This is a genomic window from Microcoleus sp. A2-C3 (assembly GCF_036706065.1).
Classification (GTDB): Bacteria; Cyanobacteriota; Cyanobacteriia; order Cyanobacteriales; family Microcoleaceae; genus Microcoleus.
This window is the reverse complement of sequence record NZ_JAUBVX010000031.1, coordinates 40,550-60,111: the sequence shown is the minus strand read 5'-3', so window position 1 is coordinate 60,111 and position 19,562 is coordinate 40,550. Positions and strand designations below refer to the sequence as shown.

At 46.2% G+C, this 19,562-nt stretch carries 22 protein-coding genes; 8 read left to right on the top strand and 14 right to left on the bottom strand.

The annotated features are described in order from the left end of the window. Window positions 1-72: 72 nt before the first annotated feature. Window positions 73-447, bottom strand: a complete 375-nt coding sequence (locus tag QUB66_RS18065; protein WP_265233679.1) for a hypothetical protein — start codon at window positions 445-447, stop codon at window positions 73-75. Between the two features lie 240 nt (window positions 448-687). Here QUB66_RS18065 and rpe point away from each other — a divergent pair, with 240 nt between their 5' ends. Then, entirely contained in the window at window positions 688-1,389 is a 702-nt protein-coding gene (gene rpe, locus QUB66_RS18060; RefSeq protein ID WP_332968987.1) for a ribulose-phosphate 3-epimerase, read from the top strand. A gap of 468 nt (window positions 1,390-1,857) precedes the next feature. Here the strand turns inward: rpe and QUB66_RS18055 are convergent, their stop codons facing one another. The 5 genes from QUB66_RS18055 to QUB66_RS18035 form a co-directional block, all read right to left on the bottom strand. Then, entirely contained in the window at window positions 1,858-2,640 is a 783-nt protein-coding gene (locus tag QUB66_RS18055; RefSeq protein WP_332968988.1) for a DsbA family protein, read from the bottom strand. 173 nt (window positions 2,641-2,813) lie between these two features. Then, window positions 2,814-3,326: a hypothetical protein gene (locus tag QUB66_RS18050; protein ID WP_265233682.1), complete on the bottom strand. Its 513-nt coding sequence runs from the start codon at window positions 3,324-3,326 to the stop codon at window positions 2,814-2,816. Between the two features lie 114 nt (window positions 3,327-3,440). Further along, window positions 3,441-3,884, bottom strand: coding sequence for a hypothetical protein (locus tag QUB66_RS18045; protein ID WP_265233683.1), 444 nt, complete (start codon window positions 3,882-3,884; stop codon window positions 3,441-3,443). A 77-nt stretch (window positions 3,885-3,961) separates the two neighbouring features. Then, window positions 3,962-4,144 (bottom strand): CsbD family protein, encoded by a 183-nt coding sequence (locus QUB66_RS18040; RefSeq protein ID WP_265233684.1) that lies wholly within the window; start codon window positions 4,142-4,144, stop codon window positions 3,962-3,964. Window positions 4,145-4,586: 442 nt separating this feature from the next. Continuing rightward, window positions 4,587-4,793, bottom strand: coding sequence for a hypothetical protein (locus QUB66_RS18035; RefSeq protein ID WP_265233685.1), 207 nt, complete (start codon window positions 4,791-4,793; stop codon window positions 4,587-4,589). A 744-nt stretch (window positions 4,794-5,537) separates the two neighbouring features. Here QUB66_RS18035 and urtA point away from each other — a divergent pair. The 3 genes from urtA to QUB66_RS18020 all read left to right on the top strand — a co-directional run bounded on the left by urtA (window position 5,538) and on the right by QUB66_RS18020 (window position 8,939). Then, a complete protein-coding gene (gene urtA, locus QUB66_RS18030; RefSeq protein ID WP_332968991.1) occupies window positions 5,538-8,411 on the top strand; it encodes an urea ABC transporter substrate-binding protein in 2,874 nt (957 codons plus the stop codon). A 157-nt stretch (window positions 8,412-8,568) separates the two neighbouring features. Next, a complete protein-coding gene (locus QUB66_RS18025; RefSeq protein WP_332968992.1) occupies window positions 8,569-8,802 on the top strand; it encodes a DUF433 domain-containing protein in 234 nt (77 codons plus the stop codon). Next, window positions 8,799-8,939: a DUF5615 family PIN-like protein gene (locus tag QUB66_RS18020; protein ID WP_265233689.1), complete on the top strand. Its 141-nt coding sequence runs from the start codon at window positions 8,799-8,801 to the stop codon at window positions 8,937-8,939. The genes QUB66_RS18025 and QUB66_RS18020 overlap by 4 nt, the downstream gene beginning before the upstream one ends. Window positions 8,940-9,154: 215 nt before the next feature. On the opposite strand, the gene QUB66_RS18015 is transcribed toward QUB66_RS18020, so the two are convergent. Further along, window positions 9,155-9,625: a hypothetical protein gene (locus QUB66_RS18015; protein ID WP_265233690.1), complete on the bottom strand. Its 471-nt coding sequence runs from the start codon at window positions 9,623-9,625 to the stop codon at window positions 9,155-9,157. A gap of 184 nt (window positions 9,626-9,809) precedes the next feature. Between QUB66_RS18015 and uvrB the strand changes: the two genes are divergently transcribed. Further along, window positions 9,810-11,825 carry an excinuclease ABC subunit UvrB gene (uvrB, locus tag QUB66_RS18010; protein WP_332968993.1) on the top strand — a complete coding sequence of 672 codons (2,016 nt, stop codon included), beginning with the start codon at window positions 9,810-9,812 and terminating at the stop codon, window positions 11,823-11,825. A 171-nt stretch (window positions 11,826-11,996) separates the two neighbouring features. Here uvrB and QUB66_RS18005 read toward each other — a convergent pair whose 3' ends face one another. The 5 genes from QUB66_RS18005 to QUB66_RS17985 form a co-directional block, all read right to left on the bottom strand. Next, window positions 11,997-12,653 carry a Uma2 family endonuclease gene (locus QUB66_RS18005; RefSeq protein WP_332968994.1) on the bottom strand — a complete coding sequence of 219 codons (657 nt, stop codon included), beginning with the start codon at window positions 12,651-12,653 and terminating at the stop codon, window positions 11,997-11,999. Then, a complete protein-coding gene (locus QUB66_RS18000) occupies window positions 12,613-13,740 on the bottom strand; it encodes an RNA-guided endonuclease InsQ/TnpB family protein (RefSeq protein WP_265233693.1) in 1,128 nt (375 codons plus the stop codon). Before QUB66_RS18000 ends, QUB66_RS18005 begins: the two co-directional genes overlap by 41 nt. Beyond that, the gene (locus tag QUB66_RS17995) at window positions 13,676-14,347 is read right to left on the bottom strand and encodes an IS607 family transposase (protein WP_321161513.1); all 672 of its coding nucleotides are present in this window, start codon (window positions 14,345-14,347) and stop codon (window positions 13,676-13,678) included. The genes QUB66_RS18000 and QUB66_RS17995 overlap by 65 nt, the downstream gene beginning before the upstream one ends. Window positions 14,348-14,506: 159 nt before the next feature. Next, window positions 14,507-14,719, bottom strand: coding sequence for a ribbon-helix-helix domain-containing protein (locus QUB66_RS17990; RefSeq protein WP_265233694.1), 213 nt, complete (start codon window positions 14,717-14,719; stop codon window positions 14,507-14,509). 615 nt (window positions 14,720-15,334) lie between these two features. Beyond that, the gene (locus QUB66_RS17985; protein ID WP_332968995.1) at window positions 15,335-16,621 is read right to left on the bottom strand and encodes a glycoside hydrolase family 24 protein; all 1,287 of its coding nucleotides are present in this window, start codon (window positions 16,619-16,621) and stop codon (window positions 15,335-15,337) included. 20 nt (window positions 16,622-16,641) lie between these two features. Between QUB66_RS17985 and QUB66_RS17980 the strand changes: the two genes are divergently transcribed. Together QUB66_RS17980 and QUB66_RS17975 are read left to right on the top strand one after the other, a co-directional pair. Then, the gene (locus tag QUB66_RS17980) at window positions 16,642-16,770 is read left to right on the top strand and encodes a hypothetical protein (protein ID WP_265233695.1); all 129 of its coding nucleotides are present in this window, start codon (window positions 16,642-16,644) and stop codon (window positions 16,768-16,770) included. 66 nt (window positions 16,771-16,836) lie between these two features. Beyond that, window positions 16,837-17,193, top strand: coding sequence for a hypothetical protein (locus tag QUB66_RS17975; RefSeq protein ID WP_332968996.1), 357 nt, complete (start codon window positions 16,837-16,839; stop codon window positions 17,191-17,193). Window positions 17,194-17,446: 253 nt separating this feature from the next. Here the strand turns inward: QUB66_RS17975 and QUB66_RS17970 are convergent, their stop codons facing one another. Further along, window positions 17,447-18,106 carry an NAD(P)H-binding protein gene (locus QUB66_RS17970; protein ID WP_265233697.1) on the bottom strand — a complete coding sequence of 220 codons (660 nt, stop codon included), beginning with the start codon at window positions 18,104-18,106 and terminating at the stop codon, window positions 17,447-17,449. A 121-nt stretch (window positions 18,107-18,227) separates the two neighbouring features. On the opposite strand from QUB66_RS17970, the gene QUB66_RS17965 reads away from it, so the two are divergent. After that, entirely contained in the window at window positions 18,228-18,941 is a 714-nt protein-coding gene (locus QUB66_RS17965; protein ID WP_265233698.1) for a DUF1997 domain-containing protein, read from the top strand. 102 nt (window positions 18,942-19,043) lie between these two features. On the opposite strand, the gene QUB66_RS17960 is transcribed toward QUB66_RS17965, so the two are convergent. Beyond that, window positions 19,044-19,319: a hypothetical protein gene (locus QUB66_RS17960; RefSeq protein WP_265233699.1), complete on the bottom strand. Its 276-nt coding sequence runs from the start codon at window positions 19,317-19,319 to the stop codon at window positions 19,044-19,046. Between the last annotated feature and the right edge of the window lie 243 nt (window positions 19,320-19,562).

Here is a 19,562-nt window from a genome sequence, read left to right as displayed (position 1 = left end):
TCGTAGCAATATGTAGTATCAAGCTGAAGACGCACTCTAATCAATACAGTAGGGGCTTAAAGGAACCCTAAATTAGGATAAATGTTTGCCGACCACTTGCTCGGCTACGCGGCTAATTCCGGGCAACCATAGCGGTTGACGCTTCCAGAGGCGAACCATCAGTCCCAGAGCGACGATGAAATAGCTGGTTGTCAGCAGGCTACTCATTAATAACATGGCAAGTGTCGGAGATTCCGCAGAAATCGCGGCCCCTTCTAAAAGAATATGTCCTAAGAGCCAACTAAAAGCAAGGGCAATTGCCAAGCGGCTGACGGCTTGGCGTTCGGGGCTGCCCTGACGGCGGTAAAGATTCCAGAGGGCGGGAAAAAAGCCAATGACTGGGATCATTAATACAAACAGACTTGCACGATCGAGTTCAGGATTGTCTAAGGGATGTGTATTTTTCATAGTTGGCATTCAAAATTTACAGGAGGTCTAGTTTTGCACAAAACTTATTTGTTAGGCGGAAAATTTATATCCTAAACCAAAAATCCCAGAGCAGGGCACGTTTTGCACAAAAATTGTTGGTTAGAGGCCAAGTTTTTTCGCTAAACCTGCCCCTACCTATTATTCACAACTTTTCGACCCGGAGAGCCGTATTTTGATAAACTGGATACAGCACAGGAGACAGGAGACACAGACTTAGCCATGACCAAATCTCAAAAACCGATCGTTATTTCTCCATCCATATTATCAGCCGATTTTAGCCGTCTCGGAGAAGAGATTCAGGCTGTCGATCGAGCTGGGGCTGACTGGATTCACGTAGATGTGATGGACGGTCGCTTTGTTCCTAATATTACTATCGGGCCGATGATTGTCGAAGCAATTCGTCCCGTTACTACCAAGATAATCGATGTCCACTTGATGATTGTGGAGCCGGAGAAGTACGTCGAGGACTTTGCTAAGGCTGGTGCTGACATTATTTCCGTTCACGCCGAGCACAATGCTTCGCCTCACTTGCACCGCACCCTCGGTCAAATTCGGGAATTGGGCAAGCAGGCTGGTGTGGTGCTGAATCCTTCGACACCCCTAGAGTTGATCGAGTACGTGCTGGAACTTTGCGATTTGGTGCTGATTATGAGCGTCAATCCGGGCTTTGGCGGTCAAAGTTTTATCCCGGCGGTGCTGCCGAAAATTCGCAAGTTGCGCCAAATGTGCGACGAGAAGGGCCTCGATCCTTGGATTGAGGTGGATGGCGGTTTGAAGACGAACAATACTTGGCAGGTTCTGGAAGCGGGCGCAAATGCGATCGTCGCGGGTTCTGCCGTGTTTAAGGCGAAGGATTACGCAAGTGCGATCGAGGGTATCCGCCACAGCAAGCGCCCGACTCCTGAGTTGGCTGCTGTCTAATCAAAAATTCGATCGCATCCGATGAATTACTAATAGACTTTTCCCAAAATTATCGCTTCACAGGCAAGATGTCTGTGAAGCGATAATTATTAGAGAGATGTATAGCCTTTCGATCTCTCATATTAGGTACGCGAACGGGATATGGCATAGGCCTCCGTGTAATGTAGTTGTAGAAGCCGGAACTTCCCACCCAGGCGGCATCATACCAATTTGACTGCTACCGTTACCGAGCAGTTTTTTCATCGGGATTGTAAATAAGCATAACTAAAGCCTTTTTCCCGATCGGCATTACATCCGTTACATCCGTTTCACAATCCGCTGCCCAACTTTCTTCTTCCTTTTACTTACTTGCTTTTTTAGTGTTCCCAGACACCAGCCTGGGAACCCATCTTAAATGACGCAGAATTGAGATTGCAACCAACAAGTTAAAAAGACCCAAAAACTTACTTTTTCGTGTCTCTTTCCCTGTTATTTGGAGACACTCGCGAGAATCTTTTCCATCTCAGAAATCTCGACAGCACCGGAGAAAGTTTTGCCATTCATAATAAAGAATGGAGTGCCTTCGATACCCAATTGTTGAGCCAGTTGCACGTCTTTCTGAATGGCTGCTTCGGCGGCGGGGCTGTTGCGATCGCTGTTGAATTTATCTAATTTGAGATTGAGCTTTTGGGCGATCGATCCGTATAGTGGCTCGCCTAACTCTTTCTGCCCCTCAAACAAAGCGCTGTAATATTCCCAGAATTTGCCCTGCTGCCCAGCAGCCCAAGCTGCTTTAGCTGCTGGCAGCGCTTGAGGGTGAATAGAAGTCAAGGGAAAATGCTTGTAGGCTAAAGTAACTTTGTCCTCGTGTTTTGCCATAAACTGCTTGACATTATCGTAAGCGCGGGCGCAAAACGGACATTGAAAGTCAGAGAATTCTAAAAGTACAATCTGCTGCGAAGCTGAGCCGGTGGTGGGAGAATCCCCGATCGCAGATTTGGGATTTGTTTTCATCTCCTGCAAAAATGACTCCTGCGCTGCTTTGAGAGACTGCTGCTGCTGTTGCTGGTACCCTTGTACCGAATCTAAAATTGCTTGGGGGTTTTCGCGGATAATCTGCAAAACTTGCTCTTTCAACTTGGGATCGACTGAATTGCCAGCCGCTGACTGGGCGGGGGAACAACCGATAAATACCAGGCAACTCGCAAGCAGTGCAGCCAAGCAGAAGGCTTGTTGGCTGCGGAGTTTTCGCCAAATAGTAGAGATGTTCATCTTTTTTCCTGGTTTACGGCAACACTTAATCCTACATTTAATTTTGCGGAGTGTCAGGTACGCCTGATCTGATATAAAAGATCAAAGGACGATCGCCCGGGCGATCGTCCTTTTATTTGCTGCACGTATTTGCTGCACGTATTATCAGCCTTTAGGCTTTTCTGAATCCGAGATTATTTACGATTGCTGAGCCATTTAGCAGCAACTATTCCCAAAATACCTGCAACTACTGGATTCCCCAAAAACTTCATCAAACTCGGCTCTTGGGCGAGCACATCTCGGAAAATATCCGGGTGATTGTGATAGGTAAACGAGGCCAGCTTAGTAACATCATCAGCAGTCATGCGACTGGCGTGGTGGGTAGAAAGTGCTAGCTGCTTTTCCAATTGGCGATCGTTCAATCCTCTCTTGTCCAACTGCTTGAGGAATTCGCGGGCCACATCATCGAGTTCCTTTGGCTTAATTTGGGCGATCGCCTTTTGCAATTCCGGTTCCAACTGCGCCGGCGGTAGCGAGTCATGATTCAGAGAACTCCCGAATAATTTTTTGCGCTGATCCGGCGAAGTTCTCTGAGCAAAATCGTCAAAATTATCGTACTCTTCACCGGTTGTCTCCGGCATCACTTCTTTATTTCCCTGAGCCAAATCCTTCATGATTTGACTCTTATAATTATCGCTGCTACTCATGGTATTTCTTTCCCAATCTACACAAATTTTCTGTTTCAAATCTCGATGATTTCGCCAGCCCTAAATTCCAAAATGCTATTAAAGCTACGCGATCATTTAAACTTTCTTACCAAATCAAGAATTGTATTCAATCTGATTTGATTGCTGGTCGTACTTAGCAGTCAAAATCAGTTTTTTATCAGGAGCGTACATCAAAACACTTACATCCTGGTTGGGGAAATTGCGGTGAAAACCTTGAGCTAAAGACTTCGCCAAATCTTTCACTTCATTAGGGCGGACTTGCGGAGTAATTACAACTCCCAACTTATTATTGTCACGCACGTAAGCATCTTGAACTAAGCCTTGAGCAGTCTTTGTTACCCATTGACCAAAGTCTTGACCTGCCGCAGTATTGCCGCGTTCTAGTTGCGCGTAATAACCCTGACTGCCGCCAATTGCTACAGGTACATTAGTCGGTTGTTGGGCGGAAACGCTGGGGGCGCAAGCAGTCGTAACGGCCAGCATTAAAGCCAACATTAGACCCGCAATAATTTTTCCGCTCTGCTGCAATAAACTCACCTTTTTTCCTCCGGTATGACAACATTTTCAATAATTGAGAGGGTCAGCTTTCTCGACCCTCTCAATTAGTATTAGAATTAGTCTAATTTCTTTTTGATTTCATCTTTCACATCTTCGACTGCGTGACGAGCTTGTGCTTCTGTTTGCTTCGCTTTGCCTTCAGCTTTGTCCTTGGGGTCGCCAGTAACATTGCCTAGGGCTTCTTGAGCCGCGCCTTCGATGTTTTTTGCAGTTGCCTTTGCTTTATCTTCAATGCTCATTTGTTTGTCCTTATCTGTATCTAGTTTTACACTTTCTACTTATTATCATAGGGAACAAGTAGTTCGGTTGCACTCTACCTGTAGGAATAAAGTTTGATGTATTCGGAGTGTACAGAATCTAACAGAAGTCAGGAATAGGGAATAGGAAATCAGGAATAGGAAATCAGGAAAAATTATTCTTGAATCGAGGATAGACTAGGACTTTCCTGCTGACCGTTTTTTGACCTAAATTACTAGCTGCAACGAACGAAGTGTAGTATCGCACAAAAAGTTCGGCGTAAAGCCATTGGTGCACCCAGAACAGTATTTTTTTAAACCCAAAAAAATTTTAAATTTTAAATTTTAAATTTATATTGAATGCGGCCGACTTCCATCGAACTTCAAAAAGCGGGTGTGGGCAAGACAGTCTCTTACCCACACCCTCTAAAAATTGGCATTCGTTTTAATCTGGCGTATGGTGACATTCTGTATCTATTTTTTGCTGCAGTTCTGCTTTTAACTGTTCGACAGCGCGCATAGTTTCAGCCTTTTGTTGTTTCTCCTCGCCTAGGGATTTTTCAGTTTCCTCGCCGAGCAATGTTTCTCTGGATTTTGGTAGCGTGACTTGTAGGTCGCTGACCCTGGTGGTTGCGTTTGGTTCAATATTCATTAGTTTTCACCCAACTCTTTGCAAAATTTATTTTTAAGAAGGCTACTTAAGAGTTAGCCTTAGATATATGCTAAGCGCGATCGCAAAGACTTTCCTCTGCCTGAAGGGAGATTAGGGCTGGGGAATAGTTTTTAGTTTTTATTTCTTAATTTAATAGTCAGACAAATCAGGCAAACCTGAATCGGCCGGAAGAGAGATATAGCTTTTCGATCTCTCATATCAGGTACGCGAACGGCATAGGGCATAGGGCATAGGGCATACCTCACTTTTTTGAGAACCGCTATATAGCAGTTACAGTTCTCATATGAGGTATCGCCCAATCTCCAAATCCAAAAATTGAAAATCTCAAATATTCACCTTTTTGAGAAAGGCTATAGGGGAAGGAGAATAGTGCTTGAGTGCGCGAGATTGCTTTGTGACTCGCGCGCGGGGAGTGCGGGGAGTGCGGGGAGTGTGGGGGAGGGATAGAATTTTTGGGGTATCGCGCATTTATGGACTTTTGTCGTTTGTTTGATGAGGCGGTTTCGACATCGGTACAAGATTAAGAGAGAAATAGGCGACAGATTGGTGCAGACTGAGGTCAAGGCGATCAAGTTTGACGGTTAAAATCAACAGGGTGGGGGAATTCCCAAGTTTTGTGGCGATCGCCCGAACAAATCTGCTAAACCAGAGTTAGCATCAAGGCTGACTTCCTGCAGGATCGAACTAAAATTTATGTTATTAGTAAAAAATATCTAAAACCCTATGGGAGCAAGCAGCAGTAACCCTCTCGAAGCAGCAGGCCTAATTCGTGAGCCGATAAAAATAGGCGTGTTGCATTCGCTGACGGGCACGATGTCCATCAGCGAAATTTCTGTTAAAGACGCGACGCTGTTGGCCGTTGAGGAAATTAACGCTGCTGGAGGAGTGCTCGGACGCCCCTTGGCAGCGGTGATAGAGGATGGAGCCAGCGATTTGCAGACTTTTGCTCAAAAAGCTAAGCAATTGCTCTTAGAATCGCAGGTGGCGGTGGTATTTGGCTGTTGGACTTCGGCGAGTCGCAAGGCTGTACTGCCGGTTTTTGAGCAGGGCAACGGGTTGCTGTTTTATCCGGTGCAGTATGAAGGGCTAGAACAGTCTCCGAATATTTTTTATACTGGTGCGGCCCCGAATCAGCAGATTGTGCCTGGGGTGAACTATTTGCTGGCTCAGGGGAAGCGGAAAATTTTTCTGTTGGGTTCGGATTATATCTTTCCCCGCACGGCAAATCTGATTGTGAAAGCTCAACTGGCAGCACTCGGAGGAGAGTTGGCTGGGGAAATGTATCTGTCGCTGGGTTCTAGGGATGTGGATGAGGCGATCGCACATATTTTAGCAGTGAAACCGGATGCGATTCTCAATACTCTTAACGGCGACAGCAATGTGGCTTTTTTCCAAAAGTTGCGAGAAGCTGGCTTGAAACCGGAAAATTTGCCGGTGATGTCGGCGAGCATAGCAGAAGAGGAAGTGCGGGCGATCGGGCCGTCCAATATTGCTGGACATTTGGTGGTTTGGAACTATTTTCAAACGGTGGATACAGCGGAAAATCAGAAATTTGTCAAGGCTTATAAAGCGAGATACGGGGAAAATCGTGTCACGGATGACCCGATCGAAGCGGCTTATTTGGGCGTTTATTTGTGGAAGCAAGCAGTAGAAAAAGCTGGTTCGACAGATGTGGTTAAAGTTAGGGCGGCTGCTAAAAATATGGAGTTTGCAGCTCCATCGGGCATGGTAAAAATAGATGCCCAAACGCAGCATATCTGGAAAACAGTGCGGATTGGTAAGGTGCGATCGGACGGTCAAATTGAGGAGATTTGGAATTCGGGCGCACCGGTGCCGCCAGATCCTTTTCTTAAAGGCTATCCTTGGGCGGCGGCATTTACTCCGAGGCAGATCTCGGTGGGAACTCGGGCTTCTTTGATCGGGCTGTTTATGATCTTGGTACTGATCACTTGGATGGCGGTGGGAGTTGGGTGGATCGGTGCTGTTCAGATGAAGAACTATTTGCTGGCAATAGAAGCTGCCTCGGCGGCGGCGGGAGTTCCTGACGAATTAATGGGGGTGCTGGTGCAGCAAACTCTGTTTGTGGCGAGCGGCACTCAGCACTGGCTGATGGGGGCTTTGGTTTTGAGTTCGATCACGGGAATAGTGGCTTTTGTGTCGGTGTCGTCGCTGATTCGGAATATCGGCTTGCTGCGACAAGCTGCGGAATTGATGGCGAGCGGGGATTTGACGGCTCGATCGCCTATTGTGTCTAATGATGCGATCGGGGTGCTATCTTCTACTCTCAATACAATGGCTCAGCAAATTAGCAGTTTGCTCAATGGTTTGGAGGTGCGGCAACGACAGCTAGAGGAGCGATCGATCGAATTGGAAGTCGCTAAGAACGCTGCGGAAGCTGCTAACCGGGCGAAAAGCACTTTTTTGGCAAATATGACTCACGAGTTGCGGACGCCCCTAAATGCGATTATTGGCTACAGTGAGCTGCTGCAAGAAGAGGCTGTGGAACTCGGCGAGGAAGAGTTTGTGATGGATTTGGCAAGCATTAATATGGCAGGCAAGCAATTGCTGAACATTATTAGTGACATCTTGGATATTTCTAAAATTGAAGCAGGAAAGATGACTCTTTTCTTGGAGAGTTTTGATGTGTTGAAGTTGGTGGAGCAGGTTGTGACTACAGTTCAACCGCTGGTAGGGAAAAATGGCAACACTTTGACTATCAATTGCGATCGCAATATTGGCACGATATACGCTGATTCGGCGAAGCTGCGGCAAGCGTTGTTGAATTTGGCGAGCAATGCTGCTAAGTTTACCGATCGAGGCAAAATTACAATTAATGTTTGGAAGGAAGAATGGGAAGTTTGGCCGGTGGACAATTCCGAGGAACTCTCGGAAATTGGCTATGAGTTTGACAAATATTCGATCGTGTTTCAAGTCACTGATACGGGCATCGGCATGACTGAGGATCAGGTGTCGAGGCTGTTTGGAGCTTTTGCGCAAGCGGACGATTCCACTACCCGCAGGTACGGCGGCACGGGTTTGGGGCTGACAATTAGCCGGAAGTTTTGCCAGATGATGGGCGGGGATATTACGGTTGATAGCGAGTTTGATTGCGGTTCTACTTTTACGATTCGCTTGCCGACTGCGGTTAAAAGCGAGCAAGAAGTGGAGGGCGATCGAGCATCGGAAGAAACAGGGCTGCAAGAAGTGCGATCGCAACCGCTGGAACTTCCCGATGCTGCAACTGTGCTAGTAATTGACGACGATCCAGACTCGCGGGATTTAATCACTCGCTGCTTGTCGAAACAAGGATTTTGGGTACTCTCGTCAGCTAGCGGTGAAGCAGGGCTTCAGTTAGCTAAGGAGTCGCTACCGGATGCGATTACTCTGGACGTGATGATGCCGAGTATGGACGGCTGGGCGGTGCTGTCGGCGTTGAAAGCCGATCCGGATTTAGCTAATATTCCAGTGATTATGTTGACTTTTTTGGACGACCCAAATCATGGTTTGGAATTAGGAGCGGCGGAGTATTTAAGGAAGCCTGTAGATTACAAGCACTTTGCTGATTTACTGAGCAAATATCAACGTCCGCGAAATTAGCGATCGGTCATATCATGCCCGATGGATTACCATAATAAAAACGGTTCGTAGTGCGGACTTCAGTCCGCTCCCGGATTGCGGACTTTAATCCGCACTACGAACCTGACTTATCGAAGTTAATCGATCGGACACGATAGGAAAACGAGAAATTTAAGATATGACTGATAGAACTGCATTGCTTAAAAGGATTACTCAAACACTTGGTAAAGGTGGCGGTCGCCCCTGTATTCGCGGCATGAGAATTCGTGTTAGCGACATTTTAGAACCTCTAGCAGACAATGTAACAGCTAGCGAGATTCTATCTGATTTTCCTGATTTGGAACCAGAAGACATTCAAACCTGTCTGCTTTTTGCATCTCTCAGCATAGATTTCCCCAGGATCGCAGTATGATTTTCTGGTTGAATGCTCAATTGCCTCCAAGTTTGGCGAAATGGTTAACCGAAACATTCGGTGTCAACGCTGTTACATTGCAAGAGCTTGGGTTGCAGGATGCTCAAGATATTGAGATATTTAATAGGTTAAATTAATAGGTTAAATCAATTACTTTAGACGGTTCAATTGCTGAATCGCGAGGGCCAGTAAATTTGCTACGATTGTTTCATTAGTCATTAGCTAACAGTGAAAAACTAATCACCAATTACTAATGACCAATGACTAATGACTACTGACCAATGACCAATGACCAATGACCAATGACCAATGACCAATGACCAATGACTAATAACTAATGACCAATGACCAATTAATCTAAAAATCCCATTAAGGTCGAGCTGTCGTCAATTTCGTTTGAGGCAATGGGGCGCTCTCCTCCCATTGTGGAGTAAACTTCATCAATGTGCAGAGTGCTGGCGGCAATGGGTCGCGCACCGGACATATTGAACATTTCGCTGACTTGCATGGCGCTGGAGCCGATCGGTCTTCTGCCGAGTGTAGCAACCACTTCCAAGTCGCTGGCTTCGATCGGGCGATTGCCTATAGTGCCGTAGGTTTCGCTGATGTGCAGGGTGCTAACGCCGATCGGGCGATTCCCCGATATCGAGACTGTCTCGCTGATGGTAAAATCATCTGGGCCGACGGGGCGGTTATCATGCATGAGTTGCGGGCGATAAAGTTGGATGCCCGCTGATTGACCTTCGCTGGTGGCTGGTAGGGCCTTGGTAGTGCCTTTGTTGCGGGCGCTCGCTTTGACTTTATCTTTGGGTGTGAGAGCCATAATTTTTTTCCTTGCTAATTGCTGGGGGTTGATTGCTGGGTTCGGACAACTGCTTTTCTGGGCTTTCTGCTTGCTATTTCGGCCGATAATTAAAATAGTATTACAAAGTCTAACTATTTTCTTAACTAAATTGCAGAATCCCTGCATTTTTGTTAATATTTATCGGTAATAGCTACATTTTCCTATGGTAACTGCGGCAGCATCTTTTCAATTGCAAGCGCCCTTCCAGCCCACGGGCGACCAACCGCTAGCGATCGAGCAACTCGTCAAAAGCATTTCTGCGGGCGATCGATTTCAAACCTTACTCGGCGCCACAGGTACAGGCAAAACCTTCACCATTGCCTCGGTGATTGAAAAAATCGGTAGACCCACCTTAGTCTTAGCACACAACAAAACCCTGGCCGCTCAACTGTGCAACGAACTGCGAAATTTTTTCCCCAACAATGCAGTCGAATACTTTGTCAGTTATTACGACTACTACCAACCTGAAGCATACATCGCCGTCAGTGATACTTTCATTGAAAAAACCGCAGCAATTAACGACGAGATCGATATGCTGCGACACTCGGCCACGCGATCGCTCTTTGAACGCCGCGACGTAATTGTAGTAGCATCAATTAGCTGCATCTACGGTTTAGGAATGCCCGCAGAATACCTGAAAGCTGCTATTCCTTTGCAAGTAGGAATGGAAGTCAATCAGCGGCAAGTTTTGCGAGATTTAGTCAACGTCCAATATAGCCGCAACGACACAGAATCAGGCAGAGGCAAATTTCGCGTCAAAGGCGACGTTCTAGAAATCGGGCCCGCCTACGAAGATAGAATTATTCGTGTCGAATTCTTCGGCGACCAAATCGATGCCATTCGCTACGTTGACCCCGTAACTGGTAAAATTCTGGCAAGTACAACCGCTTTAAATATTTATCCAGCGCGCCACTTTGTGACGGCAGATGATAAATTAGAGGCAGCTTGTCAAGGAATAGAACTCGAATTAGAAGACCGACTGGTAGAATTTGAGAAAGAAGGAAAACTATTAGAAGCTCAGCGATTAGAACAGCGCACCCGCTACGATTTGGAAATGCTGCGCGAGGTCGGCTATTGCAACGGAGTCGAGAATCATTCGCGGCATTTAGCAGGTAGAAATGCTGGGGAACCGCCAGAATGTTTGATTGATTATTTCCCGAAAGATTGGATGTTGGTGATAGATGAATCCCACGTCACAGTGCCGCAAATTCGGGGAATGTATAACGGCGATCAAGCGCGGAAAAAAGTATTGATTGACCACGGTTTTCGGTTGCCCAGCGCTGCCGATAACCGCCCGTTGAAAGCGGAGGAATTCTGGGAAAAAGCTAATCAGTGTATTTTTGTTTCTGCGACTCCTGGTGATTGGGAAATGGAAATATCGGAAGGCAGGGTTGCTGAGCAAGTGATTCGCCCTACTGGCGTAGTCGATCCGACAATTTTTGTGCGTCCGACGGAGGGACAAATTGATGATTTGTTGGGGGAAATTAAGGAGAGAGTAAGTCGGAATGAGCGTGTTTTGGTGACGACTTTGACGAAGCGGATGGCGGAAGATTTAACGGAATATTTGCAGGAAAGGGCGATTAAAGTTCGGTATTTGCACTCGGAAATTCAGTCGATTCAACGGATAGAAATTATCCAAGATTTGCAGGATGGTAAGTTTGATGTATTAATCGGCGTTAACTTGCTGCGGGAGGGTTTGGATTTGCCGGAGGTGTCGCTGGTGGTGATTTTGGATGCGGATAAGGAGGGGTTTTTGCGATCGGAACGTTCTTTGATTCAAACGATTGGGCGGGCGGCGCGCCATGTGCAGGGACAGGCTATTTTGTATGCGGATAATCTGACGAAAAGCATGATTAAGGCGATCGATGAAACGGATCGCCGCCGGGGGATTCAGGTAGCTTACAATAAGATGCACGGGATTACGCCGCAGCCGATCGCGAAAAAGCGATCGACTAACGCGATTCTGGCGTTTCTGGATGTGTCGCGCAAGCTGAATTCTCAGCAGTTGGAGGAGGTTTACGAACAGGTTGATGAGTTATCTTTGGATGAGATTCCTCAGTTAATCGGGCGGTTGGAGACGCAGATGAAGGCGGCGGCGAAGAAGTTGGAGTTTGAGGAGGCTGGTAAGTTGCGCGATCGCATTAAGCATCTGCGCGATAAACTGTTAGGACTTGCGTAGAAATAAAATCCCAGCCCTGCAATTGTATTGTCGAAGGAGTAGCCAAAGGATTGGTATAGTATTAAGCTGCAAGCCCCTAAGCTATTTCCTGATTTTCTTGCCAGTTTTCCAATATCTAGGGGCTGTTTGAGGCCCCTTTGCACCCCCTTTGCACCCGCCGTGCGATCGCAATTAGCCTGGTTCAATGCCCGTCACGCTTTTGGGCAAGCCTGCCCGAAAAATCAACTCGGCAGTCAACCTCAGCTCTGGAAAAGCCAGCGACTCAACAGTGTCATCGCCCCGAAACTGCTTGATCTGGTACTCCCCGTCTACTAACTGGCAAACCGAAAGGGTGGGTTGTTTGGGATTGCCGATAAACTTGCGACCGCCCAAACCGAGATAGTCCACAATCCAGTATTCGGGAATGCCTATTTCTTCGTAGTCAGCGAACTTGAAATGGTAATCATCTCGCCAATTGGTGCTAACGACCTCTACAGCCAATCGCACCGAACTGCCCATCGTAATGATGGACTCCCTTTTCCAGCGCGGTTCGGACTGGCGTAGAGCGGGCAACTCCAGAACAATTACATCTGGCTGATAACCTGCCTCGTTGCGGACGGGTTTGAGTAGGTACTCTTTCGGCACGATGCAGGGTAATTGTTGCTGCCGAACCTCTAAAAACACTTCGCCAGAAATAAACCCGGCTACGGCCGAGTGGTCGCCTGTTCCTAAAGGCATTTCGACAATTACTCCATTGTGTAGCTCGTAGCGGCGGACAGAGTTCTCTGGATACCAGGCCGCGAATTCGTCAAACGTAACTGTTTGGGGGATTGCTTGGGTTTGGATCATGATGTTCTGATTCATTTACGCGCTCACATTTCTGTACATAGCTGTGCAATGCTGGAGATGTAACGATAGCAATCCCGTCATTACTGACAGAACAGGTCGAATCCGACAAAGCACGTAACAAAATATTACGTGCGCCGTTCAAATCTCGTCCAATTACCGTTTGGCAATTCGGACATTTGAACACTTTAGAGCCACCAAGCTTGCGATGAATATGACCGCATTTTCCACAAGTTTTGGACGTATAGGCTTCAGATACATCAACAACAATCGAACCATTTCTGTCGGCTTGGTGTTTGATGAATTGCTTGAAACGATAATGCGCCCATGTCAGCATTTGACGTGCTGACTTTTTATTGATTTTCCGTTTAGCACGTCTCACCATTTGAGACGTTTCAAATGTTGGTAGGAAAATAACTTGGTAATTTGTGGTCAGAAAGTGTGCAGCTTTTTTATGAAGTTCATTAACAAGATTTTGAATCTTGCTTCTGATTCTTTCCGCAGCCTTTCTTATCGCTCTTCGTTGCTTGGAAGATACTCTAGTCATCTTTCCCATTAACTTGTCAAGATATTGACACAGGCGGGTGATTCTTCCGATATCTCCACTACCAATCTCAATTACTTTTTCCGAGTCGTAGCCCGTGAGGAATGTCCGAATACCAGGGTCTAAAGCAATTGCCGAGTTAGCTTTTGATGGTTTTGAGTCATATTCTTCGGGAAAAATAGCGAACCAATTACTACGATGCAAAACAAGCTGAGTCCCATATTTGCAAGACATTGGAACAGGCTCGGATGCGGTGAATTTTAGTCCTTTAACTTTTGACTTAAACCACATCCCGCCCCTGAAGTTGGCATCATTGAATTTAACTGTAGAGCGAAGATTGCGAATGCTTCGATACTTGGCATCATGGCTAGCAGCATACGCTCTGTGAGCGTCGAAAATAGCATTTTGCCTGATATGACATGGTGTATCTTTTACCCACTTTGGTAAATCTGATTGCATGATTTTGTTACGCAATTTGAGCTTACCTAGACGGTCTTGCTTTTGTTGAGAAATTGCCTGGTTGTAGCAATATCGTGTTGCTGCCATCCACGTTTTCCAAATCTTGCCCAGTGCTGGCTCTGGGTAAATCTGAATCTTCCTTGATTTTAGTTTTATACTTTCGGAGTCCGTAGAGTCTACAGGAAAAGACGTGAATAATGGCAAGGATGTCTTCAACCATTTCTCGCTCTGGAGAAAGATTGTCTTGGTTGAGAACCACGATTTTTGTTCCATCGAGCTGACAGAGCCATTCAATGAGTTCAAAACCAAATCTGGCAAGTCGGTCTTTGTGGGCAACAATAACAGAGCCGACATTGCCTGTACGGACGGCTTCCAAAATGGATCTAAGTCCTTGCCTTTTGAAATTAAGCCCGGAGGCAATGTCGGTAATGAGTTCGGCTGATGGATAGAGTTCAAGTAGTTTTGCAACTTGTCGGTCAAGGTCAGATTTTTGTCCTCGACTAGAGACTCTGGCATACAAAATTGTTCTAAGGTTGGTTTTGTTTTGTCCGGCATAAGAATTAATTGAGTATCGTCGTTGACCAGCGGGTGTGCGGATGGTTTTGATAATGCCATCCTTCTCCCACCGTCTGAGCGTATGCAAGCAAACTCCAAAATGTTCGGCTGCTTGTCTTGGGGTTGAGTAGGTATCCAATTTATGAATAATGCTTACTGCTTTCACAACTTAGCAAATAATTCAGATATTTTCAGTAAAATTCAATAAATCAACCTACAGGACTATGCTCCTTTGCTAGACATCCGCTAGACATTAACTAACTTCCTTGCTTTCCTTGCCCCGCTTAGCTTTGGTGGCTCATGGGGCTTTGGTTTCTGTGGGTACGCTGACTTGATCCGACGCTCGCTCCTTCCTCTCTATCAAGGCTTTCTTGACCAAGACAAGAACCAGTTGAGGAATAGAACGAAATTCAGAATCAGCCCATTTTTTCAACTCCTTGTACTCGTCAAAGTCAAAGCTGATGGTAGTTCTCGGTCGCTTGGTAGCCATATCGCGCAGTTGTCTATACATATCAACATTATCCGCGACTGTCTACCCAGGCTTCAATTTACCATCAGGTACATCACTTGTCAACTGTGATGTACCTGTATATTACTATAGCACCTATAGACGAATCGATTCCAAATCGATTTCAAATTGATTCCCCTAACCAGGCTAAAATATGGAACTCGAAAACCCGACTGTGATTGACGTAGAGGCTGAAGAAATCGATTACCACGAACAAGAATCGATTGAGTGTTGATACACAGCAGCACAGATTCAAAGCATCTTAGGGTTGAACAAGGCGGCATTGCAGAAAGCGATCGCCAAACTGCAAAACATCTACAATATCGAGCTTAAAGCCCTACGCAGAGGGAGTGCCAGAGCTACGGAATACTCCCAGATGGCTTTAGGGACTTGCGTAGAAATAAAATCCCAGCCATGCAATTGTATGAGACTTGCGTAGAAATAAAATCCCAGCCATGCAATTGTATTGTCGAAGGAGTAGCCAAAGGATTGGTATAGTATTAAGCTGCAAGCCCCTTAGGTCATTAAACTAGGCGCCTGATCGCTCGCTGCTTACAACACGCGAGCGGGGACGCTCCCACTTGGATATAATTCCGAGATAACCGGATTAAATTCAACCTAAGAGCCAGCATTTGCCAATTCTTCTCGCAGCATTTTCTGGTAGACTTTGGGCAAACTAGAACTCATAGAATTGTTCTCAATTCCATATCCCAAACTCGTCCAAGTTCCCGAAAGCATCCGCAAAACATCAGTTAATCTTTCCTGCCGCAACATCTCAGGAATATCAGCTTTCCAAAATTTGCGATCGCTCAACCAAGCATAAACCACAGCATCCTGATCTTCCGGTTCAAAACTGTAATCTGCCCAGAATAAAAAATCAGCGCGACGGGCGTGATAGCGCTTCGCCTTATCATTCCAAGTCGTAGTCAAAAATTGATATCTACCCGCCGCCGTAGTACACTTACCCCGATTCGGGCCGTTAACAATTCTCACGCACCAGTCAGGATGACGGCTCAAATCTAATATATATTTTCCGCCGTAAACAACGTGATAAGGCCGAGAAACATTTGACTCGCTAGCAGAAATAGTACGCATCAAAGCTCGAATATAAGGATCGCCCGTTTTCATAGCTAGCGGTGGCGATTTGCTAACCCGACTCGCCGCAGACGAAAACTGCTGATTTCCTCGCAAATTGGCAACCAAAAAAACAGCGCCGCCAATCACAGCGCCGATTAAAAGTAGAAATCCGAGGATTTGAATTTCGGCTCGCCTCAGCAAAGTTTTTTGGCGGCGGCGCAATTTCTTTATTTCAAATGCAGTCATTTCCATTTCGGCGATTTCGGCTAATTTTCGAGTTGCCCGCATCCGGCGTACTCGAAAATCGTGTTGATATAGCGGCGCGGCTAATAGCGTTAAACTCGATAAAGCCCCCGCCAATTTTACCAGCCAGAAATCTAATTCACCGGCGATCGCAATATTTGTGAGAGTAGAGATTCCTGTGAGAAACTTAGCTGGATCGATCGATCGCGCGGGCCAATAAAAAAGAGCAATTTGCACCAGTAGCGACAGATTAAATGCCAAAAAAATCACTACAACAGCATTCAATCCTTCTCGAAAGTGCGATCGAACTCCAGTATGCCGCCGCTTGAACTTGCGCGCAACTCGAAAGCGGCTCGGCAGCATACTGAGTAAGGGATTGATGATTTTAACGACTAAAAAATGGGCGACAAAGAACAAAGGTAACTGAATTAGCCAAGCCGCCAGGAACAGAGTTAGAAAGCCGATATCGTCGCTGGCGAAAGGAATCCCGCTGCGAAGGACGAAACTAAAACTCTGGGCGAGAGCAAATGCCCTTAACCACGAAATCGGATAGGGCAACCAAGCTGGCCACTTGAGAATTTTCATGCTGAGAGAGGGAAATTTCAATGGCGGATTGTCAAACTCTTAAGATTTTGCCAGATTTGGCGATCGAAAAATTGCGATCGGGTGCGGAGCCTCCAAATTTCGACTTAAATCAAATAGTTTTTTGTCTAACGCACACCGTCAACGACTGATTACTTGTACATTCTAACTTTTAGAGTTAAGCTTCAATAAATATCTAACTTAAGGTAGATGGCTCAATGGTTAACAAGTTGTTAAGCAAAGTAATGATCGCTGCGGGGCTGTCGCTGCCACTGTTAGCGTTGACAGCACCTAGCGTTTTCGCTCGCACGGTCAGAGTTGCCGTGATCAACAACAGCGGCAAGACGATGACAGCCGTTTATATGTCTGCTCCCAGTAAGGATACGTGGGGAGAAAACGAGCTAGCTGAGCCCATTGCCGATCGGGAAAAGGCAGATTTTGCGTGGAATCAAGGTGACTACGAAGGCGTGGATGCGGGCTGTATTTTTGATGTCAGAGCCGAATACTCGGATGGCCAATCCACAGAGTTGGATGCTGTTAACCTTTGTAAAGAACCAGCGCTCAACTTCAGATAGTTCATAATTTAGTAGACAAAAATCGGGTTTTTTCAAGTCCGATATTCATCAAAAAGATTTTGGACTTTGGAAAAACCCGATTGATGCGATTTTATCGGTTAAAAAAACGGTTTCTTTGTTAGCTACCAGGGGCTAAAGAAACCGAGTTTTTTACCTAAACTGCTGGCTGAAACCCGTCTTTTCGTAAAAAAACTGCTGGTTGAGCGTAGCCGAAACCCGGTTTCTGGACACCTGTGCGCCAGCCCTAATTCAATCAAACTACACTAGCAAACAACTCCTCAAAACTCTTTTGCGGGGCCTCCGGCTTCGCCACAATTTCCACAACCTTGTTGCGAGAAGCCGGCTGAAACAGCGCCTCCACGCAGACTTCAGCTACCTTAGTGCGGGGAATGCTGCTTTCAAACATTGTGTCTGCGCCCGTCATGACGATCGCATCTGAATTATCCTCATTTTTGAGACCGCCCGGACGGACAATGGTATAAGTCAAGCCGCTTTTCTGCAAATACTCCTCGGCTTGCTTCTTCCAAACCAGAATCAGCCAAAACAGATTCAACGGGTGAAAAAACTGAGAAACGCACAGAGAAGTCACCAGCACAAAATGCTCAATTCCCTTAGCCTTAGCTGTCTCCACCAAATTTTTAGTCCCCTCAAAATCCACCTTGTAAGGCGCTGTGGGGTCAAAACCAGGGGCTGCCCCTGTCGCGCACAGCAACACCGTACTATCGCCGATAGCATCGCCCAGAGAAGTCGCATTTAATACATCCCCAGTCACTAACTCTACCTCCGGTGGTAAAATTTGTCTAGCTGTCTCTAGATTTCGGACTAAAGCACGCACGGGAATGCCCCGCTTGACTAATTCTGTGACAATTCGGCGGCCCGTCTGGCCTGTGGCTCCTGCTACAAATGCTTTCATAAGTCAAGTTATGCTGTTCTAGGGTAAGTTTTTTTGCTATCTATTTCTCAATTGTAGGGAGGAAACTCCCTTACCACATCCCCAACCCGATCGATTGGCGCGTATTACAGGAGAGCATACGATGAAGCTGGATTCCGCTGAATATCAAACTGTTGAAGCTACTGACGAAAATTGCTACCCAGATGCGAGTTTTGGGCAGCCCGAAAGTGGAGCTGCGGATGCAACAGATGAAGTGGAGCCGATTTGGTTTCACACGCATTTTGAAGACAGCATGGAGATGTACGCCGATGCTGCTACGGTGGCTGAGCATTTGAACAATCACAAGAGTTGGTTTTGCCAGTGCGCTTTGCCGATGACGGCCCAGGCGATCGGCGAAAACGGCTATGATTTGTTAATCGGGCGTTTTGGGGCTTTCGGCTACCGAGTCGAAGCGAGAATTGGTTTAGAATTGCTGCCACCTGACGCTGAGGGCTGCTATTTGATTAAGACAATCCCGGTTCCGAATTATACCTCGCCCGGATATGAGGTGGATTTTCGATCGGCAATGAAGCTAGTGGAGATACCCTCTGACGAGTTTGCCGCCGATTGGCCTGCGTCAGAGCGTGCTCAGCTACCGCCTGCGATTACCAGTGCTACGTGGAAGCTGGATTTAGCTGTAGGGGTTTGCTTTCCTAAGTTTATTCGATCGATGTCTCAACCTCTGATTGAAAAAACCGGCGATGCCCTTTTGGAAAAAATCATCAAACAAGTCAACCGTCGCTTGACTTATAAAACTCAGCTACTTTTTCACGAAAGTTTGAACATTCCTTTTCCGAAAAATCCTAAGAAACACTAACAAAACTTCCGCCTCAACTCACATTTGTAGGGTGCGCACTGCGCACCTTACCCCTCGAAGTAATTCCTTAGACATAGATAGCAACTTGGCTAAAGTTTGATTTTAGGGTTGAACTAGGTCTAACTCTACAAATGGAGCAGCCACTCTCCCGAACCAAACCTTTTCTAATAACAGTTGTTCAATTGCTTTTCCACGATAAATAAATTTTCCTCTCGGCTCCAAATCTTTTTGATAGCTGAAACGGAATTGATATTTCCCTGGTTTGAGTTCGTCACAAACCCAAACACTACCATCTCCAAAATCTATGGTTAGCCCTGTATAATTACCCTTGTACAAGAGGATAGTATCTGGAAATAAGGTAACAGTTTCTCCTGGCATGGCTAAAATAAAATCCGATGCCGATGGTAATCTAAGTACATTGCTGTTTCTACCCCACTCTCTTATTTTGCCATCCGGTTCCAGAAGTTATGGAATTAATGTTGTATATCCACTGAAGTGAAGAGGGTTCGGAGTACCGTTGGTAATTCTCATCCCTAACTCTACAAAGGTATAACCATCCGAATTAGGTTTTTTACCAAAGCACAGGGGATTTAAGCCCCAGCCTAAAAACTTCGCTGTCAA

Bases quoted from the DNA above. Each gene is read 5' to 3' on its own strand.
- QUB66_RS18005 (WP_332968994.1), bottom strand. From the start codon at position 12,653: ATGATCCAAACCCAAGCAATCCCCCAAACAGTTACGTTTGACGAATTC.
- QUB66_RS17980 (WP_265233695.1), top strand. From the start codon at position 16,642: ATGGCGGATTGTCAAACTCTTAAGATTTTGCCAGATTTGGCGATCGAA.
- QUB66_RS18020 (WP_265233689.1), top strand. From the start codon at position 8,799: ATGATTTTCTGGTTGAATGCTCAATTGCCTCCAAGTTTGGCGAAATGG.
- QUB66_RS17990 (WP_265233694.1), bottom strand. From the start codon at position 14,719: ATGTATAGACAACTGCGCGATATGGCTACCAAGCGACCGAGAACTACC.
- QUB66_RS18065 (WP_265233679.1), bottom strand. From the start codon at position 447: ATGAAAAATACACATCCCTTAGACAATCCTGAACTCGATCGTGCAAGT.
- QUB66_RS18025 (WP_332968992.1), top strand. From the start codon at position 8,569: ATGACTGATAGAACTGCATTGCTTAAAAGGATTACTCAAACACTTGGT.
- QUB66_RS18015 (WP_265233690.1), bottom strand. From the start codon at position 9,625: ATGGCTCTCACACCCAAAGATAAAGTCAAAGCGAGCGCCCGCAACAAA.
- QUB66_RS17960 (WP_265233699.1), bottom strand. From the start codon at position 19,319: ATGCCAGGAGAAACTGTTACCTTATTTCCAGATACTATCCTCTTGTAC.
- QUB66_RS18050 (WP_265233682.1), bottom strand. From the start codon at position 3,326: ATGAGTAGCAGCGATAATTATAAGAGTCAAATCATGAAGGATTTGGCT.
- QUB66_RS18055 (WP_332968988.1), bottom strand. From the start codon at position 2,640: ATGAACATCTCTACTATTTGGCGAAAACTCCGCAGCCAACAAGCCTTC.
- QUB66_RS17975 (WP_332968996.1), top strand. From the start codon at position 16,837: ATGGTTAACAAGTTGTTAAGCAAAGTAATGATCGCTGCGGGGCTGTCG.
- QUB66_RS18000 (WP_265233693.1), bottom strand. From the start codon at position 13,740: ATGGCAGCAACACGATATTGCTACAACCAGGCAATTTCTCAACAAAAG.
- QUB66_RS17965 (WP_265233698.1), top strand. From the start codon at position 18,228: ATGAAGCTGGATTCCGCTGAATATCAAACTGTTGAAGCTACTGACGAA.
- QUB66_RS17985 (WP_332968995.1), bottom strand. From the start codon at position 16,621: ATGAAAATTCTCAAGTGGCCAGCTTGGTTGCCCTATCCGATTTCGTGG.
- QUB66_RS17970 (WP_265233697.1), bottom strand. From the start codon at position 18,106: ATGAAAGCATTTGTAGCAGGAGCCACAGGCCAGACGGGCCGCCGAATT.
- QUB66_RS18035 (WP_265233685.1), bottom strand. From the start codon at position 4,793: ATGAATATTGAACCAAACGCAACCACCAGGGTCAGCGACCTACAAGTC.
- QUB66_RS18040 (WP_265233684.1), bottom strand. From the start codon at position 4,144: ATGAGCATTGAAGATAAAGCAAAGGCAACTGCAAAAAACATCGAAGGC.
- urtA (WP_332968991.1), top strand. From the start codon at position 5,538: ATGGGAGCAAGCAGCAGTAACCCTCTCGAAGCAGCAGGCCTAATTCGT.
- uvrB (WP_332968993.1), top strand. From the start codon at position 9,810: ATGGTAACTGCGGCAGCATCTTTTCAATTGCAAGCGCCCTTCCAGCCC.
- rpe (WP_332968987.1), top strand. From the start codon at position 688: ATGACCAAATCTCAAAAACCGATCGTTATTTCTCCATCCATATTATCA.